The 18,012-nt window shown below is 65.0% G+C and carries 14 protein-coding genes; 9 read left to right on the forward strand and 5 right to left on the reverse strand.

What is annotated here, in order from left to right:
• Positions 1-315: 315 nt before the first annotated feature.
• From CMV14_RS25435 to CMV14_RS25450, 4 genes are all read right to left on the reverse strand, one after another.
• Positions 316-1,041: a superoxide dismutase gene (locus tag CMV14_RS25435; protein WP_083216031.1), complete on the reverse strand. Its 726-nt coding sequence runs from the start codon at positions 1,039-1,041 to the stop codon at positions 316-318.
• A 31-nt stretch (positions 1,042-1,072) separates the two neighbouring features.
• The gene (gene chrA / locus CMV14_RS25440; protein WP_066701125.1) at positions 1,073-2,488 is read right to left on the reverse strand and encodes a chromate efflux transporter; all 1,416 of its coding nucleotides are present in this window, start codon (positions 2,486-2,488) and stop codon (positions 1,073-1,075) included.
• Positions 2,485-3,336 carry a chromate resistance protein ChrB domain-containing protein gene (locus CMV14_RS25445; RefSeq protein WP_066701124.1) on the reverse strand — a complete coding sequence of 284 codons (852 nt, stop codon included), beginning with the start codon at positions 3,334-3,336 and terminating at the stop codon, positions 2,485-2,487. The genes chrA and CMV14_RS25445 overlap by 4 nt, the downstream gene beginning before the upstream one ends.
• Positions 3,337-3,472: 136 nt before the next feature.
• Positions 3,473-3,742: a metal-sensing transcriptional repressor gene (locus CMV14_RS25450; RefSeq protein ID WP_066701123.1), complete on the reverse strand. Its 270-nt coding sequence runs from the start codon at positions 3,740-3,742 to the stop codon at positions 3,473-3,475.
• Positions 3,743-3,833: 91 nt separating this feature from the next.
• On the opposite strand from CMV14_RS25450, the gene CMV14_RS25455 reads away from it, so the two are divergent.
• From CMV14_RS25455 to CMV14_RS25480, 6 genes are all read left to right on the forward strand, one after another.
• Positions 3,834-5,171, forward strand: coding sequence for an MFS transporter (locus tag CMV14_RS25455; protein ID WP_066701122.1), 1,338 nt, complete (start codon positions 3,834-3,836; stop codon positions 5,169-5,171).
• Between the two features lie 58 nt (positions 5,172-5,229).
• On the forward strand, positions 5,230-5,598 hold the full coding sequence (locus tag CMV14_RS25460) for a hypothetical protein (RefSeq protein WP_066701121.1): 369 nt from the start codon (positions 5,230-5,232) through the stop codon (positions 5,596-5,598).
• A 54-nt stretch (positions 5,599-5,652) separates the two neighbouring features.
• The gene (locus CMV14_RS25465) at positions 5,653-6,921 is read left to right on the forward strand and encodes a TolC family protein (protein WP_066701120.1); all 1,269 of its coding nucleotides are present in this window, start codon (positions 5,653-5,655) and stop codon (positions 6,919-6,921) included.
• Positions 6,918-8,066, forward strand: a complete 1,149-nt coding sequence (locus CMV14_RS25470) for an efflux RND transporter periplasmic adaptor subunit (RefSeq protein WP_066701119.1) — start codon at positions 6,918-6,920, stop codon at positions 8,064-8,066. Before CMV14_RS25465 ends, CMV14_RS25470 begins: the two co-directional genes overlap by 4 nt.
• On the forward strand, positions 8,063-11,299 hold the full coding sequence (locus CMV14_RS25475; protein ID WP_066701118.1) for an efflux RND transporter permease subunit: 3,237 nt from the start codon (positions 8,063-8,065) through the stop codon (positions 11,297-11,299). Before CMV14_RS25470 ends, CMV14_RS25475 begins: the two co-directional genes overlap by 4 nt.
• A gap of 261 nt (positions 11,300-11,560) precedes the next feature.
• On the forward strand, positions 11,561-11,779 hold the full coding sequence (locus CMV14_RS25480) for a hypothetical protein (protein WP_066701117.1): 219 nt from the start codon (positions 11,561-11,563) through the stop codon (positions 11,777-11,779).
• Here CMV14_RS25480 and CMV14_RS25485 read toward each other — a convergent pair.
• Positions 11,765-12,298 carry a hypothetical protein gene (locus CMV14_RS25485; protein ID WP_066701116.1) on the reverse strand — a complete coding sequence of 178 codons (534 nt, stop codon included), beginning with the start codon at positions 12,296-12,298 and terminating at the stop codon, positions 11,765-11,767. The genes CMV14_RS25480 and CMV14_RS25485 overlap by 15 nt on opposite strands.
• Positions 12,299-12,472: 174 nt before the next feature.
• Here CMV14_RS25485 and CMV14_RS25490 point away from each other — a divergent pair, with 174 nt between their 5' ends.
• The 3 genes from CMV14_RS25490 to CMV14_RS25500 are packed head-to-tail and all read left to right on the forward strand — an operon-like array spanning position 12,473 to position 17,947.
• Positions 12,473-13,204 carry an ImuA family protein gene (locus CMV14_RS25490; RefSeq protein WP_066701115.1) on the forward strand — a complete coding sequence of 244 codons (732 nt, stop codon included), beginning with the start codon at positions 12,473-12,475 and terminating at the stop codon, positions 13,202-13,204.
• Positions 13,125-14,681, forward strand: coding sequence for a DUF6504 family protein (locus CMV14_RS25495; RefSeq protein WP_066701114.1), 1,557 nt, complete (start codon positions 13,125-13,127; stop codon positions 14,679-14,681). Before CMV14_RS25490 ends, CMV14_RS25495 begins: the two co-directional genes overlap by 80 nt.
• Positions 14,678-17,947 carry an error-prone DNA polymerase gene (locus CMV14_RS25500; RefSeq protein ID WP_066701113.1) on the forward strand — a complete coding sequence of 1,090 codons (3,270 nt, stop codon included), beginning with the start codon at positions 14,678-14,680 and terminating at the stop codon, positions 17,945-17,947. The genes CMV14_RS25495 and CMV14_RS25500 overlap by 4 nt, the downstream gene beginning before the upstream one ends.
• The last annotated feature ends 65 nt before the right edge of the window (positions 17,948-18,012 follow it).

The following is an 18,012-nucleotide window of genomic DNA, read 5'->3' on the forward strand; positions in this document are numbered from 1 at the left end:
CCGACATCATATCATTGAGTAACTTCGCATTCAAACCGGAATAGGCCGATGCGGACACGTGCCACAATCGCAAATTCTGTTAAACCAATTTTGAAAAGAGACATTCTCGCGCAAGTTAGAAACGAGACTCTCGCTGGCGATAGGGCTGCCCAACCGTCGTTATGAGCCGGGGCAGTGTGGAGCCCTCCACACAGCTCAACGCTGCCCCGGCTCATAACGACGCTCGCTGTCGACAAACCAAAGGAACCATCGCTCTGCGATGAGCTCCCTCAATATTGAACAGACAGAGCGAAAGCTTCGTTGGCGGGCGTCTTTTTAACCGCCACCGAAATGGCTGGCCAACGTGTCGGCATGGCTCCACGCGATCGATCGCATGAACGCATCGACGTAGTCTCCTGCCTTGGCGCCGTAATCCATCGCGTAGGCATGCTCGTACATGTCGAGCGCGAGGAGCGGCGTGCTCCCGGCGAGGGTCGCGGTGTGGTCGGAGGCCCATTGGTTGGTCAGCCGGTTGTCGCGGTGGCTCCACTGGAGCAGCACCCAGCCCGATCCTCCGCCGAGTGCCTTGCCCATCCCGGTGAACTCCGCTGCCCAGCGATCGAAGCTGCCGAAGTCACGCTCGATCAGCTGGCCAAGCATGCGACCCGGGCGCGACGTTCCGCCAAGGCCAGCGAAGTAGAGCTCGTGCAGAATCATCGAATTCCAGGCGATCAGTTCCTCGCGCTTGAGGCCGTTGACCGTGAACCCCGGCGCCTTGATCGGATCGATCCCCGCGAACTGCGTGCTGATCGCCCCGAGCCGCTTCACCGCGCCGACGTAGTTGTTGTCGTGATGACTGACGAGCAGCCGCTCGGACAAGCCGGTGATCGACTTCGGATCGAACGGCAGCGGAACGGGCTGCGGCGCGAACGCTTTGCCGGCGGGACCGGCCGCGGCCGGAGCCTGTGCCACGGCTTCGGCCGAACCGAGGGCGGCGGCACCAAGAGTCACCATCGCGCCGGCGGCGAGAAGGTTGCGGCGATCAATCGTGGGGTCAGTCATGGGCGTCTCCTTTGGAAATGGCTGTGGCCGGTCATCCGACCAGCCCGGCGAGGTGAAGGGCGACGCCTGCGGCCGAAGCGCCGCCGAGCGTCAGGCAGATACCGACCTTCAGGCGGAACATGGCGATGATCGCCGCAAGCGAGATGGCGAGCGCCCACGGATCGACGCTGGTCAGCATCGGCATGTCGAACTCGATCGGGCCGGCCCGCAGCGGCCGCACCTGCCGGAAGATCGTGTGGATCGCGAACCAGACGGCAAGGTTGAGCACTACGCCGACGACAGCCGCGGTGATCGCCGCGAGCGCGCCGGAGAGCGCCTTGTTGCCGCGCATCCGCTCGATGAACGGCGCGCCGAGGAAGATCCACAGGAAGCAGGGAATGAACGTTACCCAGGTTGCGAGCAGTCCGCCGAGCGTCCCCGCGAGCAACGGAGAGAGCATCCCCGGATTGCGATAGGCGCCCATGAACCCGACGAACTGGAGCACCATGATCAGTGGTCCGGGCGTCGTCTCGGCCATACCGAGACCGTCGAGCATCTCGGTCGGGCTGAGCCAGTGATAGCCCTCGACCGCCTGCTGCGCGACATAGGCGAGCACCGCGTAAGCACCACCGAACGTCACCACCGCCATGGTCGAGAAGAAGGTGGCGATCTGGCTGAACACATTGGTCCGCCCGAGGAGCAATAAGAGCACCGCAACCGGTGCCAGCCACAGCACCATCCAGACGACCGCCTGGCGCAGCGACTGACGAATCGTGGGATTGGCGTGCGCGGGCAGCGCCTCGCCGAGCAGCGTGTCGGCATCCTCGACGATCTCGCCCTTGGCCGCGCCGTGCCCGCCGCCGACCTGGAACGCGGCGATCCCCGCGCGCCCACCGAAATAGCCGATCAGGCCAGCGCCGAGCACGATGACCGGGAACGGCACGCCGAGGAAGAAGATGAGCAGGAATGCCAGCACTGCCAACCCGCGCATGATGGTGTTCTTGAGTGCGCGGCTGCCGATCCGCACGACCGCCTGCAACACCACCGCGAGCACCGCGCACTTGAGGCCGAAGAACAAGGCAGAGACGATGCCGACCCGGCCGTAGAGCGCGTAGATCCAGCTCAAGGCCATGATCGAGACCGCGCCGGGCAGCACGAACAGCGCGCCGGCGACAATGCCGCCACGCGTCTTGTGCATCAGCCAGCCGATATAGGTAGCGAGCTGCTGCGCCTCGGGACCGGGAAGCAGCATGCAATAGTTGAGCGCGTGCAGGAACCGATGCTCGCCGATCCAGCGTTTCTCGTCGACGAGGATGCGGTGCATCACCGCGATCTGCCCGGCGGGACCGCCGAACGAGAGCGCGGCGATGCGCAGCCAGACCCAGAAGGCTTCGCCAAGTGTGACCGGCGCGACCGGTCCCGGCTGCCGCGACGACGCGACGCCCACTTCCACGGATGCGGTGCTCATGCCGTCACCGGCTTCGCGCGCGCGCCTTTCGGTTGATGCGAGACCCAGTCATGGGTCTCCCCGGTCGCATCGCGGCACCAGCGATAGAGCGCGTCATAGACGAGCATTCCGGCGTCGAGTTGTTCGAGATCGTCGGCATACATGCGCGACAGACCGAGCGACAGCGCGACCAGCCCCGCTGCCTCGGGAATGATATCGGGACGCCCGGTATCGGCGCCGCGCACGATCATGGCGAGATGGGCAAGCGGCTTGACCCCGGCCAGGCCGAGCCCGTCGAGCATCACGTCAAAGGTGCAGCGATCGCCGTCGTGGCTCCAGCGGATGCCGTCGCCCTCGATGTCGAACGGCGCCGCACCGAACCGGTCTGCGACCCCGACCACCTCGCCGGGCGCAACGAACAGGAAGACCGCGTTCGGATCGACGAAGCGGCGGATCAACCAAGGGCAAGCGATGCGATCGACCTTCGGCCGCGCGCGTGTGACCCACACGGTACGACCCTGCGGATCGCGCGTTGGCAGGATCGCTTCGGGCACCAGCGGATAACCGGCATCGACCCACGCCTTGACGCCGCCGTCGAGTGCTTCAGCTTCCGCGCCATCCTGCCGCAACCATGCGGCAGCGCCCTGGCTGAGCTTGTGGCCTTGCCAGCACGCGACCACGACCGGCCTGCCGCGGAAGCCGCCCGCCCAGTTGGCGACCTCGGCCCAGGGTCGGCGCATCGCACCGGGAATGAGGCGCGGATCGGCGGCGAAGTCTTCGTCGGTGCGAACATCGATGATGACCGGCGCCTTGGGCGTGCCGATCAGGCGAAATAGTTTGTCGACTTGGATGGAATTGAGCGCAGGCATGATGCGTCCTTGAGTTATCAAGAAGGACGCGATGCTTCAGCCTGTCGCCTCATGGGGTGATCGCGATCCCCATGCCGCGAATAAGCCTCCGGAGCCCGCGACTGTCAAGAAAGCTCTGCGCAAGAAAGCGCATTGGTCAGAGATATTTGGAGATCGCGCGGAACTGCGCGATCGCCTCCGCCGGTCCTTCACCCTCCTCGGCATGGACGAGGCAATGGTCGATATGATCGTTGATCAGTGCCTTCTTCGCGCTGGCGATCGCGCTTTCGACCGCCTGGAGCTGCTGCGCGATATCGACGCACGGCCGCTCCTCCTCGATCATCCCGACGATGCTTTTCAGGTGACCAGCGGCACGGTTCAGCCGCTTGATGATCGCCGGATGATTGGAGTGTGCATAGTGGGCCATGAGATAGCATCGCATGCAGGCGACCGACTGTCGAGAAAATATCCCCCTGGGGGGATAGACATGTATCCCCCCAGGGGGATATGGGGCGGGCGTGCTTACCGTGCTCGCCAACCGGACCTATCGTCATCTTTTCCTCGCCCAGCTCATCGCGCTGGTCGGGACCGGCCTGGCGACGGTCGCCCTCGGCCTGCTCGCTTATGACATCGCCGGTGGTGATGCGGGCGCGGTGCTTGGCACGGCGCTGGCGATCAAGATGGTCGCCTATATCGGCGTTGGTCCGATCGCCGGCGCGTTCGCCGACCGCGTGCCGCGCAAGGCGCTGCTGGTCGCGCTCGATCTGGTCCGCGCGGCGGTCGCGATCTGCCTGCCGTTCGTCAGCGAGGTCTGGCAGGTTTATGTCTTGATCTTCGTGCTGCAGGCCGCGTCCGCAGGGTTCACGCCGACGTTCCAGGCAACCATCCCCGACGTGCTCCCCGACGAGGGCGACTATACCCGCGCTCTGTCGCTGTCCCGGCTGGCCTATGACATGGAGAGCCTGACCAGCCCGATGCTCGCGGCGGCATTGCTGACGATCATCAATTTCCACTGGCTGTTCTCGGGGACCGCGATCGGGTTCCTCGCCTCGGCGGCTTTGGTGGTCTCATCAGGCCTCGCCAGGAGCGCCGCTTCACCGAAGGCCGATACTGGCATCTACGACAAGACGACCCGCGGAATCCGTATCTATCTCAAGACACCGCGCCTGCGCGGCCTGCTCGCGGTGACGCTTGCTGCGGCCGCGGCGAGCGCGATGGTCATCGTCAACACCGTCGTCATCGTCCGCGGACTCGGCTTCGGCCAGTCGCAGGTCGCCCTGGCGCTTGCCGCCTATGGCGGCGGCTCGATGCTCGCGGCGCTGCTGTTGCCGCGCGTTCTCGATCGTATTGCCGATCGCGCGGTGATGGTGAGTGCCGCCGCCTTGCTGACCGTCATGCTCGCCGGCCTCGCCACATGGGGCGCGACCGCGGGCGGCGGGCGGATTGGCTGGACGGTGCTGTTGCTCACATGGCCGCTGCTCGGCATCGCCTATTCGATGAGCGTCACGCCATCGGGGCGCCTGCTGCGTCGCTCGGCCAGCGCCGGAGACCGGCCCGCGCTGTTCGCCGCCCAGTTCGCGCTCAGCCATGTTTGTTGGCTGATCGCCTATCCGCTGGTCGGCCAGCTTGGCGCGACGATTGGAATGCCCGCGGCGCTGACCGCGATGGCAGGTCTCTCCGGGATCGGGTTCTTTGCAGCCGTCGCGCTATGGCCGAAGAGCGATCCGCAAGAGATCGCGCATGATCACGAGACGCTTGGCCCGGACCATCCGCATCTTCGCCAAGATCATAGCGGCGGCAACCAGAGCCATGTCTTCGTGATCGACGATCTGCACCAGCATTGGCCGCGCCAATGATCGCGCGTTCGTCTTGTGAGTTCACAGCTCTCGCGATAGGTCTTGTCGTATGACAGCAATGTCGATCTCCACGCGGCGCTTCGGCTCCGGTGGCGCGCTCGGGCGCGTCGCCGCGCTTATGGCGTTGTTCGCAATGATCGGCGTGCTGGCGCTATCGACGTGGCACGATGGCATGCCGCACAGCCATGCCGCAGTTCATGCAACCAGTGTCGATCGCGATCATCACGAGCATGCGCCAAGCAAGACGCCCGACATGGCGGATGTCCTGCACATGGCGGCGCACGCCGTGATCCAGACGATCGATGTACCGCGCCAGCCCGTGCTGGCTGCGATGCTCAAGCCGGTGCCGCTCCAGTGGAGCATTGCCGGCCCGCAGGCGCCCGGCGCGATCCACCCCGACGGACTCCTGAGACCCCCGCGAGGCTGAAGTCGCGCGCCCGTCTGGCGCGCCCGATCTTCAAGCCTTCAAGGGGAAATACCGATGCAAGCCTTTCGAGGCCGGCTGCCGCGGCGTGCGGTTGCCGGCATGCTGGCCGCGACCTGCCTCATGGCGGTCGCCCAGAGCGCCTATGCGCAGGTAGCGCCGCCATTCGCCACGCTGCTGCGTGAAAGCGAGGACGCTCCGCGGCTCGCGGTAAGCGAAGCCGGCGTCCGCCAGGCCGAAGGGCTGCGCGATCAGGCGCGCGCACGGCCCAATCCGAGTATCAATGTGATGACCGAGAATGTGGCGGGATCGTCACCCTATTCCGGGTTCGGGCGCGCCGAGACGACGCTGCAATATAGCCAGCCGATCGAACTGGGCGGAAAGCGCTCGGCACGGATCGCTGCCGGAGAAGCCGGCGTGGTCGCGTCGCGTGCTCGCGACCGCGATGCCCGGGTCGTTTTCGCCTATGATCTCGCACGCGCCTACGCCGCCGCCGAAATCGGTGACCGGCGCGTTGGCCTTGCCGAAGACGAAGTCGAGGAAGCGCAGAGCGACCTGAAGGCAGCCGAAGCGCTGGTCGGTGCGGGCAAGGAAACGCGGCTCCGCGCGCTCCAGGCACGCTCGGCGCTCAACGAGGTCAGCGCCCAGCTCGATCTCGCCAAAGCGAACCGCATCTCCGCTTATGTCCGGCTGTCGGCACTGGTCGGAGCGGATGCGCCATTTGCCAGCCTCGCTGAATCGCTGCTCGATACCGGTCCCAGCCCGGACATGGTTGGCCCAGTCGATCCGACGGCCAGTCCCGCGCTGCTCGTCGCCGAAGCCGAACGCGCGGCCGCAGCGCGCCGGCTCGATGTCGAAAGCCGCCGTGCGACACCCGACATCACCGCGAGCGTGGGCGTGCGCCGCTTGGAATATGAGGGTGCGACCGCGGTGCTCGGCGGCGTGACCATTCCGCTTCACCTGTTCGACCGCAACCGCGGCAACATCGCCGCCTCGCGCGCCGAGGTCGATGCCGCCGAAGCCCGGCTTGCGGTGCTACGCGCCGAGGCCCGTGCCGAAGCGCAATCGGCGGCCGCCGAGCTCTCCGCCGCTGAAAGCCGGGTGACCGCCGCGCGCGGCGCGCTTGCCACCGCCGACGAGACCTATCGTCTCGCCCGCATCGCCTATGAGGCAGGCAAGTCGCCGCTCGTCGAACTGCTCGCCGCCCGCCACGGTCTCGGCACCGCCCGCAGCACCGTTCTCGACGCCGAAACCGCCCGGTTCGAAGCGCGCGCACGCCTAGCCCGCCTCGCTGGCCGCACCATCACGGGGGAACCCATCCAATGAACGCCAATGAGAAACTCACTGCCGGCGCTGCGCTGGCGCTCGTGCTGGCTGCCGGCGCCGGGTTCGGCATTGCTCGCCTGACCGCTCCCACACCACAGGTCGAAGCAGCCGCCGAACAATCGGCCGCGCCATCGGACAGCGTCGCGATGACCGCCGAGGCGATCAAGACCTCGCAGATCTCGGTCGCGCCCGCTGCCTCGGGCGAACTCGACGCGGCGATCGCGGCATCCGCAACGCTCGAGGCGACGCCCGACGCGGAGGCGGTGCTGACCTCGCGCGCCGCCGGCACGGTGAGCCGCATCTTCAAGCGGATCGGCGATCCCATTCGCGCCGGCGAGACGCTGGCGCTGGTCGAGAGTCGCGATGCCTCGGCGATCGCCGCAGACCAGTCTGCTGCCTCCGCGCGGGTGACGCTCGCGGCCCGGCAACTGGCGCGCGAGCGCAGCCTGCTCGCGCAGGGCGTCTCGCCGCGCGCGGACTATGAAACGGCTGAAGCCAACCTCGCGGTCGCCCGCGCCGACGCAATGCGCGCCAGCGCTGCCGCCGGCGCAACGCGGGTCGCGCGTGACGGGCGATCGGTGGTGGTAGCCAGCCCGGTCTCAGGTCGTGTCACCGCAGCTCCCGCCAACCTTGGCCAGTTCGTTTCGGCCGAGACCGAGCTGTTCCGAGTGGCCGATCCCAGCCGTCTCCAGATCACGGCGAGCCTGCCGTCGGCCGATGCGCCGCGTGTCCGTGCGGGAGATCGCGTCGAACTCAGCCTGGCTGACGGCCAGATCATCGAAGGCCGGGTGCGGTCTTCGACGGGCGTGGTCGATCCCGACACGCGCGGTGCGACGGTGGTCATCGAACCAAGTGCCGGCGTGTCGATGCTGGCACCCGGCCAGCTCATACAGGCCCGCATCTTCGGCAGCGGTGGCGCCGCCAAGGATGGCGTGATGGTGCCGCAGGACGCGGTCCAGACCGTCGGCGACCGAACGGTCGTGTTCGTCCGCACGGCGAACGGCTTCAAGGCGACCAATGTGGAGGTCGGCAGCCGCAGCGGCGGACTGGTTGCAATCGTATCTGGGCTAAAGGCCGGCACGCCGATTGCGACTATCAACGCCTTCCTGCTCAAGGCCGAACTCGAGAAGGAGTCGGCGGAATGATCGGCCGCATCCTCCAACTCTCGGTGCGCGGCCGCTGGCTGGTTGCGTGTCTCACCCTGCTGGTCGTCGCGTTCGGCGCCTGGCAGATCACCAAGCTGCCAATCGACGCGGTGCCCGATGTCACCAACCGGCAGGTGCAGATCAGCACCTTTGCGCCGACGCTTGGACCGGTAGATATCGAGAAGCAGGTGACCTTCCCGGTCGAGACAGCGCTCGCCGGAATTCCGGGCCTGCAGATGACCAGGTCCTTCTCGCGCAATGGCTTCAGCCAGGTGACGGCGGTGTTCGAGGACACGACCGACATCTATTTCGCGCGACAGCAGGTAACCGAGCGTCTCGCCCAGGCCAAGGACAGCCTGCCTGCCGGCATCCAGCCCAACCTCGCACCGCTCAGCACCGGGCTTGGCGAGATCTTCTTCTATTCGGTCGCGTTCCGGCATCCCGACGGCAAGGGCGGCGCCGAACATACCGACGGCAAGCCCGGCTGGCAGTCCAACGGGAGTTACCTGACGCCCGAGGGCGAGCGGCTCACCACCGAACTCGCCAAGGCGGCCTATCTGCGCACGGTGCAGGACTGGATCATCCGTCCGCAGATGCGCAACGTGAAAGGCGTCGCCGGCGTCGATTCAAACGGCGGCTATGTGAAGCAATATCTGGTCGAGCCGAACCTCAATGCGCTTTCGACCTACGGCCTATCGATCACCGACCTCGCCGATGCGCTGGAGAAGGCGAACCTTTCGGCCGGCTCCAACTATGTCCGGCGCGCGGGCGAGAGCTTCCTCGTCCGCGCCGATGCGCGGCTCAGATCGATCGACGAGATCGAGCAGGCCGTCGTCGCGACCCGCGCGGGCGTCCCCGTGCGCGTCAAGGATGTCGGTCAGGTCGTCATCGGCGGCGCGGTGCGGACCGGTTCGGGCAGCCGCATGGGATCGGAAGCGGTCATCTCGACTGTGCTGATGCTGGTCGGCGAGAACAGCCGCATCGTCGCCAACAGCGCGGCCGAGCGGCTCACCGAAATCAACAAGGCCCTTCCACCTGACGTTTTCGCCGAGCCGGTCTATAACCGCTCGAAACTGGTCAACGCGACTATTGCCACGGTCGAGAAGAACCTGGTCGAAGGCGCGCTGCTCGTCATCGTCATCCTGTTCCTGCTGCTCGGCAATGTCCGCGCCGCGCTGATCACGGCGGCGGTCATCCCGATCACCATGCTGATGACGGCGGCGGGCATGAATGGGCTCGGCGTATCAGGTAATTTGATGAGCCTCGGCGCGCTCGATTTCGGCCTGATCGTCGACGGTGCGGTCATCATCGTCGAGAATGCGCTCAGGCGCCTTGCGGAGCGGCAGGAGCATGAAGGCCGTCTGCTCACGCTCGAGGAGCGGATGGGCGAGACGATCGAGGCGGCGCAGGAGATGGTCCGGCCGACCGTCTATGGTCAGCTGATCATCTTCCTCGTGTTCGTGCCGCTGCTCACCTTCCAGGGGGTCGAGGGCAAGACCTTCTCGCCGATGGCGATCACGCTCATGGTCGCGCTGGCCAGCGCATTCGTGCTGTCGATCACCTTCGTGCCCGCCATGATCGCGATCGTCATCAAGGGCCGGGTCAGCGAGACCGAGGTCAAGCCGATCCGCTGGTTCAAGGAGAAATACGCCCCGCTGCTCGACAAGGCGGTCGCGCGCCCGATGCCGTTCATTCTCGGTGGGGTCGGCGTGTTTGCCGCGGCTGTGTTCGCGTTCGGGTTCCTCGGTGAGGAGTTCATGCCGCAGCTCGACGAGAAGGACATCACCGTCACCAACTTCCGCGTGCCCTCCGCATCGATCGACCAGTCGACCCAGATGCAGCTGCAGATCGAAAACGCCCTGAAGACGCTGCCCGAGGTGGCGCTGGTCTTCTCGAAGAACGGCAACGCCGATCTCGGCACCGACCCGATGCCACCCAATGCCTCGGACACCTATGTGATCCCCAAGCCCGAGAGCGAATGGCCCGCCGAGGTCAAATCCAAGGAGGATATCCTGCGGCGGATCGAGGAGCGGATGAAGCCGCTGATCGGCAACCGCACCGAGATCCAGCAGCCGATCCAGATGCGGTTCAACGAGCTGATCGCGGGCGTGCGCGCCGATGTCGCGGTCAAGCTTTACGGCGACGATCTTGATGCGATGAGCGCGCAGGCCAAGCGCATCGCCGGCGTATTGCGCACGATACCCGGCGCGGGCGACGTCAGCGCCGAACAGACTGACGGTGCGCCGACCTTCGATGTGAAGATCGATCGGCTCGCGGCGGCGCGCTACGGACTGACGGTTGAGGAGGTCGCCAGTACCGTCGCCGCAGCACTGGGAGGCCGTGAGGCGGGGCTGTTGTTTGAAGGTGACCGGCGATTCTCGGTGGTCGTTCGCTTGCCCGACGCCCAGCGCGACGATCTTGAAACGCTCGGCGCCATCCCGGTGATGCTGCCCGCGGCCGATGGCCAGATTGCCCGCTCGATCCCGCTGCGCGAAGTGGCGCGGTTCAGCTACACCCAGGGGCTGAACCAGATCAGCCGCGAGAACGGCAAGCGCATGGTGGTCGTGCAGGTCAACGTCCGCGGCCGAGATCTGGGCGGATTTGTGCAGGAAGCGCAGGCGAAGATCGGCAACCTCGATCTTCCGCCCGGCATGTATACAGCCTGGGGCGGCACATTCGAAAGCCTGCAATCGGCCCGGCTGCGCTTGCTGATCGTCGTGCCAATCTGCTTCGTTGCCATCTACGCACTGCTCTACATGGCACTCGGCGGGCTCGTGCCGGCAGCGATCGTCTTTAGCGCGGTGCCGATGGCGCTCGCCGGCGGCGTGTTCGCGCTGCTCCTGCGCGGCATCCCGTTTTCGATCACCGCGGCGGTCGGGTTTATCGCGCTGTCGGGCGTGGCGGTGCTCAACGGCCTTGTCATGATGAGCGCGATCCGCAAGCGACGCGAAGAAGGGGCGGGCGAGGAAGACGCCATCGTCAGTGGCGCGATGCAGCGCGTGCGCCCCGTGTTGATGACGGCGTTAGTCGCCAGTCTCGGATTTGTGCCGATGGCATTGGCAACCGGTACGGGTGCCGAAGTCCAGCGGCCGCTCGCGACCGTGGTCATCGGCGGACTGATCACCTCGACCGTGCTCACATTGCTCGTTTTGCCGGCGATCACGGCTCTTGCTGCTCGGTGGCAAGTCCGCCGTGATCAACGATCCAAGATCGACGCCGCTGTCCAGAGTTAACGGCGGGCCACGAAGGCTACACTACCGAGGAGTGGACGGTCAGCTAAGTTGACCGTCCGCTGGTTGGCGGGATAAGTCGGGCTTCGAAGAGCAGCATTGGATCGCGGCAGGGGCGTCCTCAAGAGACGAGTCTCATTTGGAAATTGCGGAGGTGTCTCTTTTCGAAGTTGCGCTTACAAATTCTTAGAGCGATAATAAGAATTATGTTAAATATCAATATCTTATAAGAATATCAGTCCCGATACAACGCGGAGACCTTTCATGGAAGTCCGATTGAGCGCGACACCTAAAGGCAACGGATTTCAGGCAACGGTCGCATTGCCCGATGGGGTATCGATCAGCTCGGCCGAATCCTATCCCACCGAAGCCGAAGCGATCACCGCGGCGGCCGTGAAGTTGTTGGAGATGCCCGATCGCCTGATGCGCGCGACCGCAGTAGAAGCCGATCTTGCGATCAGCGGCAGCTCATCGCCGGCGTAGCGCCGCCAAGGTGTCCGGCATGATCGTGTAGACTGCCTCGCGCTGGGCGCCGCGATTTTGATGATCCACCCGATAGCCCTGATAGTGGCGTCGCAGGAGGCCGCCCCGACATAGATCCGACACTGCGCGGCTGACATTGCAGCGGCCCGATTGGCGAACCCGCTCACGGACCCTTTCTTCAATGACACGGTCAGCCTGTGTCGGATCGGCCGGTAGTTCGTCAGCCTGCTCAAGTGCCGACCGCACGGTTTCGATCGTCGAACGGCGCCAGGGTGTACGCTGCGCGATCGGAGCCAGCGCATCGCACAGCCAGTCGCGGACAGGCACGGCGTCGCCGTTCACCATCACGCTCGGTCCAGCCCTGCCCTTTTCGTCAGCGACTTCCTCCAGGAGCTGGAGGAGCATGTAGGAGAATTTTGGCCGCGGCGAAGCTGCGGCGATCGCCGCCAAAAGCCCCGGCGTGTCCATCCCTCGCGCGGGTTCGACGGATGCTTCGAATAGGTCTGCCTGATGGAACATAGCATGAATCTACTATGCACTTTGGTGGATGTGAATCCCACAAAGGACCGAAGGCGCTTTTTTTCTGGCGGATTCCACAGGCTTCGGAAGCGGTGCATTTGAGCTGCTTGACTCATCGCCGGGAACAGGAACAAATAAGGAACGAATCAACGAGTCCCGAGTCTCCTGAATGCCATGCGTCAATCAACCGTCCTTGAAGATTTGCGAGCGCGCATCGCGCGTATCGAGGGCGTAGGCGTTCAGCGCGAAGCGATCCCGTTCGGCATCGACGAACTGGATCAGCGATTGCCGGGCGGAGGCATTGCTGCAGGTGCTCTCCATGAAATGATGGGCAGTCCCGATCTCGCGGACGAGGCGAGTGCGACGGTCTTTCTGGCGGGAATCCTGGCGCGAATGGAAGGTCCCGTCTTCTGGTGCCTGCGCTGGCGCGACCTGTTTGCCCCTGCCCTTCATCTCGCCGGTCTTCATCCAGATCGGGTCATCTATGTCGAGGCCGGCAGCGACACCAATGTCCTGCTCGCGATGGAGGAGTGCCTGCATCACCCTGGCATCGCCGGTGTGGTTGGCGAAGTCGGGAAATATTCGACTACTGCATCGAAGCGCCTGCAATTGGCGGCGGAAAGCTCGGGTGTAGCGGCCTTCGTGTTTCGTCGCGCGGCGAAGGCCGAACAGGTCGCCGAAGGGACGGCAGCGATGACACGCTGGCGGATCACCGCTTCACCAAGCGAAGATCTCGGTCTGCCGAGCCTGGGTCGCCCTCGCTGGCATGTGGATTTGGAACGTGTGCGCGGTGGTAATCCGCACGCCTGGATCGTGGAGGCGTGCGATGCGACGGGTCGTATCGCTCTTCCTGCCGCACTGGTCGACCGACCGGCTGCGGCGGAAGATCGCAAAATTGTCGCCTGAGTGCCGTGACGGCCTGGTCCTTGATCTTCCGCTGGTGACCGCGGTGCCCGATCACGGCAGGAAAGTCATTGCTGCCGTCGATGCCGAGGCTAAGGCGCTCGGTGTCCGCGTCGGCATGACCGTGACGAAGGCCCGAGCGTTTGCCCCTGAATTGCAGGTCGTCGATGCCGACCCGGAGGGCGACCTGCAGGGACTTCGCGATCTCGCGCTATGGGCGGGCCGCCGATACTCACCCTTCGTATCACCGGATGCGCCCGACGGAATCTGGCTCGACATCACCGGCTGCGCGGGTCTCTTTGGCACCGAGAAGGCGCTGCTCAAGGATCTCCATCGCCGTGTTGCCGCGTCGGGGCTGGCTCTGCAGATCGCTGTGGCCGACACTGCAGGCTGCGCCCATGCCGTTGCGCGGCATGTACCCGCCGGCCGGCCGGTCACGATCGAGCCGGGCGGACACCGCACTGCCATTTCCATCCTGCCGATATCGGCGTTGCGATTGCCAGGACGCGAGGTCGAAGGTTTGCGCAAGCTCGGATTTGAGCGGATCGAACAGCTCATCGGTGCGCCGCGCGGCCCTCTCGCCAAACGGTTCGGCCGCGAATTGCATCGGCGGCTGGATCAGGCGCTCGGCTTCGTGCCCGAGCCGATCGAGCCGATCTACCCTGAACATCTGCCGCGGGCCCGTCGAGGTTTCATGGAGCCGATCGCGACACCTGAAGCCTTCGCCCAGGTGATCGGCGATCTCGTTGCCGATGTGGTGGGGCAGCTCACCTGTATCGGCAAGGGTGCTCGCCGATTGGATTGCTATTTCCACCGTGTGGACGGCCACAATCAGGCGATCCGCATCGGGACCGCAACCGCATCCCGCGACGCAGGCCATCTCGCGAAATTGCTGTGCGCTAAGATCGAGACGGTCGAGCCAGGGCTTGGCATTGAGGCAATGACCCTCGTGACGCCGCTGGCTGACGCGCTCGCGGCCCAACAGGATGAAGGGTTGGAAAGCCCGCGACGCGGGCCGAACCTCGCCTCTCTGGTCGATGCGCTCGCCAACCGTTTTGGTCCACGGAGCCTGCATCGGGCGGCACCGCACGCGAGCAGTATGCCTGAGCGCTCGATCACCACGATGCCCGCCCTTGCGAAAGATAGCGGCGCCCAGTGGGACGATGACCTCCCTCGCCCCGCCCGCATGTTGGATCGACCCGAGCCAATCGACGTGGTCGCCCTGCTGCCAGACGATGCCCCTCGCCTCTTCGTGTGGCGTCGAAAGCGCTATCGGGTGACCCGAGGCGATGGTCCGGAACGCTTGCACGGCGAATGGTGGCGCGAGAGCGGCAATGAGGCCGACAAGGCGCTGATCGTCCGGGATTATTATCAGGTCGAGACCGAGACAGGCGGTCGGTACTGGCTGTTCCGGCTCGGTGACGGCGTAAATCCGGCTACGGGCACCATGCGCTGGTTCATCCACGGTGCGTTCGCATGAGCGAGGTCGACGCCAACTATGTCGAGCTGCAGGTTACGACGCACTTCAGCTTCCTGAGGGGCGCATCATCCCCCGAGGAGCTGTTCGCCGCGGCCGCATTGCTCGGATTGCCTGCTCTCGGCGTCGTTGATCGAGGATCGGTCGCCGGCATCGTCCGGGCCTGGGATGCCGAACGGACCACCGGCGTTCGTGCCATCATCGGATGCAGGATCGATCTGAGCGACGGCACGGCGCTACTGCTCTATCCGACGGATCGCGCAGCCTATGGCCGAATGTGCCGACTGCTCAGCATCGGCAAAGAACGCGGCGGCAAGGGAGCCTGTCATCTCGACTGGTCGGATGTCGAACAATGGAATGACGGGCTCATCGCGATCCTGAGTCCTGACCGGGCAGACGTCGGCACCGAGGCCGCCCTTGCGCGGACGAAACGGATTTTCGCCGACCGTGCCTATCTGGCTCTGACGATCCGGCGGCGACCGAAAGATGCGATCCGGCTGCGTGATCTCGCGAACCTGGCGGCTGCGGCTCGCGTTCCTACGGTCGCGACCAATGACGTGCTCTACCACGCGGCGGAGCGCCACATGCTGCAGGATGTTGTCACTTGCATCCGGGAGAAATGCACGATCGACGAATTGGGCGCTCGGCGCGAGCGGTTCGCCGATCGGCATCTCAAGACCGGCCAGGAAATGGAGCGGCTGTTCCGTCGCTATCTCAAGGATGCGTCGCCCGTCTCTCGCACGCTCGAGATCGCAGCGCGGTGCAGTTTCAGCCTTGAGGAGCTCCGTTACCAATATCCGGATGAGATCAATGTGCCCGGCCGGACGCCGCAGGAGGAGCTGGAGCGGCTGACCTGGGAGAAAGCCCCCGACCGCTATCCCGAGGGGGTCGATGACAAGGTGCGCTCGCAACTGGTGCACGAACTGAAGCTCATCGCGGACCTTGAGTATGCGCCCTATTTCCTGACCGTCCATTCCATCGTGACCGAAGCGCGGCGGCGCGAGATTATCTGCCAGGGACGTGGGTCGGCCGCGAACAGTGCCGTTTGCTACGTGCTGGGCATCACCTCGATCGATCCGGTGCGCTCGGAATTGCTGTTCGAGCGTTTCGTGTCGGCCGAGCGGCGCGAGCCGCCCGATATCGACGTCGATTTCGAGCATGAGCGCCGGGAGGAAGTGATCCAGTGGATTTATGAGACTTATGGGCGGACGCACTCGGCGCTGACGGCCGTCGTGACCCGCTATCGCGCGCGGGGCGCGGTCCGCGAAGTCGGCAAGGCGCTCGGCCTGAGCGAGGACATGACGGCGGGTCTGGCCGGGTCCGTCTGGGGATGGAGCCAGGATGGCGTCGAGGAAAAACACGCGGAAGAGCTCAATCTGGACCTCGCCGACCGGCGCCTGGTGCTGACCCTGGAATTGGCCCGTCAGCTCATCAATACGCCGCGCCATTTGTCGCAGCATCCTGGCGGATTCGTGCTGACGCGCGATCGGCTTGACGAACTGGTGCCCATCGAGCCGGCTGCGATGGAAGATCGACAGGTGATCGAATGGGACAAAGACGATATCGATCTCCTGGGCTTCATGAAGGTCGATGTCCTGGCGCTGGGCATGTTGTCGTGCATGCGGCGGGCGTTCGAGTTCATGGAGAATGACAAGGGCCTGAAGCTCGATCTCGCGACCATCCCCGCCGAGGATCCGGCGACCTACGCGATGATCCGCAAGGCCGATACCTTGGGTGTCTTCCAGATCGAGAGCCGCGCACAGATGGCGTCCATTCCGTTGATGGCGCCGCGCACCTTCTATGATCTGGTCATTCAGGTGGCGATCGTGCGCCCCGGGCCGATCCAGGGCGATATGGTCCACCCTTATCGTCGCCGGCGCAACGGCGAGGAGGCCGTCACCTATCCGACCGAGGAACTGCGGCGCGTGCTCGAGAAGACCTTGGGGGTGCCGCTGTTTCAGGAGCAGGCGATGCGCGTGGCCATCGAATGCGCTGGCTTCACACCGAGCGAAGCGGATCTGCTTCGGCGCGCGATGGCGACGTTCAAGCTGACAGGCGGCGTCTCACATTTTCGGGACAAGCTGATCGATGGCATGGTCGCGCGCGGATACGATCAGGAATTCGCGGAGCGCACCTTCAAACAGATCGAGGGCTTCGGCTCCTATGGTTTCCCGGAAAGCCACGCCGCGAGCTTTGCGCTGATCGCCTACGCCAGCAGTTGGGTGAAATGCCATCATCCAGATGTGTTTTGCGCCGCGCTGCTAAATGCCCAGCCCATGGGCTTTTATGCCCCGGCCCAAATCGTCCGCGACGCGCGTCAGCATGGCGTCGAGATCCGCCCGATCGACGTCAATCACAGCCGCTGGGATTGCACCCTTGAGCCAACGGGCGGCCGCTATCTCGCCGTTCGGCTGGGCCTTCGCATGGTGAATGAGCTCGCCAACCGCGATGCCGCGGCGATCGTCACGGCGCGCGCCGATCAACACTATGAGAGCGTCGAGGAAATCCAGCGGCGTGCCGGCGTGGGGCGCGGCGCTCTGGATCGGATCGGCGAAGCCGATGGGTTCGGCTCATTGGGGAACAATCGGCGTGAGGGACTGTGGAGCGTTAAGGGGCTCGGCAATGCAGCATTGCCCTTGTTCGCTGCGGCGGACGAACGTGAAGGCAAGCTACGCCAGGAAGCGATCGAGCCGACGGTCATCCTTGCGCCTATGGGCGCCGGCGCGGAAGTGGTCGAGGATTATCGGGCCTCTGGCCTGTCGCTGCGGGCTCATCCGCTGGCGTTCCTGCGCGACGAATTGCGCAATCGCAAGATGATCACCTGCGATGAGCTGCAGTCCATGAAAGACGGCCGCTGGATCAATCTCGCGGGGATCGTGCTGGTCAGACAGAAGCCGGGCTCCGCCAAGGGCGTCATGTTCATCACGCTGGAGGACGAAACGAACGTCGCCAACCTGGTGGTATGGACCAACGTGTTCGAGAAGCATCGGCGCGCCGTCCTGGGTGCGTCGATGATGGGCGTGCGAGGCCAGGTGCAGCGCGAGGGCGAGGTGATCCATGTGGTCGCCCAGCGGCTCGATGATTTGTCGCCGCTCCTTGCCAGCGTTGGCACACGCACGGATGTCGCCGATATCTACCGGGTTAGTCGCGCTGACGTGGCCAAACATCCGCTGCGGTGCGATCCCCGTGATCTGGTATCGTGGGATCGCAGATCGCTGACGCCACCGCCTGATCCCGGCATAAGGGTCCGTTCGCGTGATTTCCGCTGATCCTGTCCAAACTCGCCGGCTCGCAGCTCCGGGGGAAAACGAGAGAAGTTCGGCGCAGTGGGAGC

This window comes from Rhizorhabdus dicambivorans (assembly GCF_002355275.1).
In the GTDB taxonomy this organism is placed as follows: domain Bacteria; phylum Pseudomonadota; class Alphaproteobacteria; order Sphingomonadales; family Sphingomonadaceae; genus Rhizorhabdus; species Rhizorhabdus dicambivorans.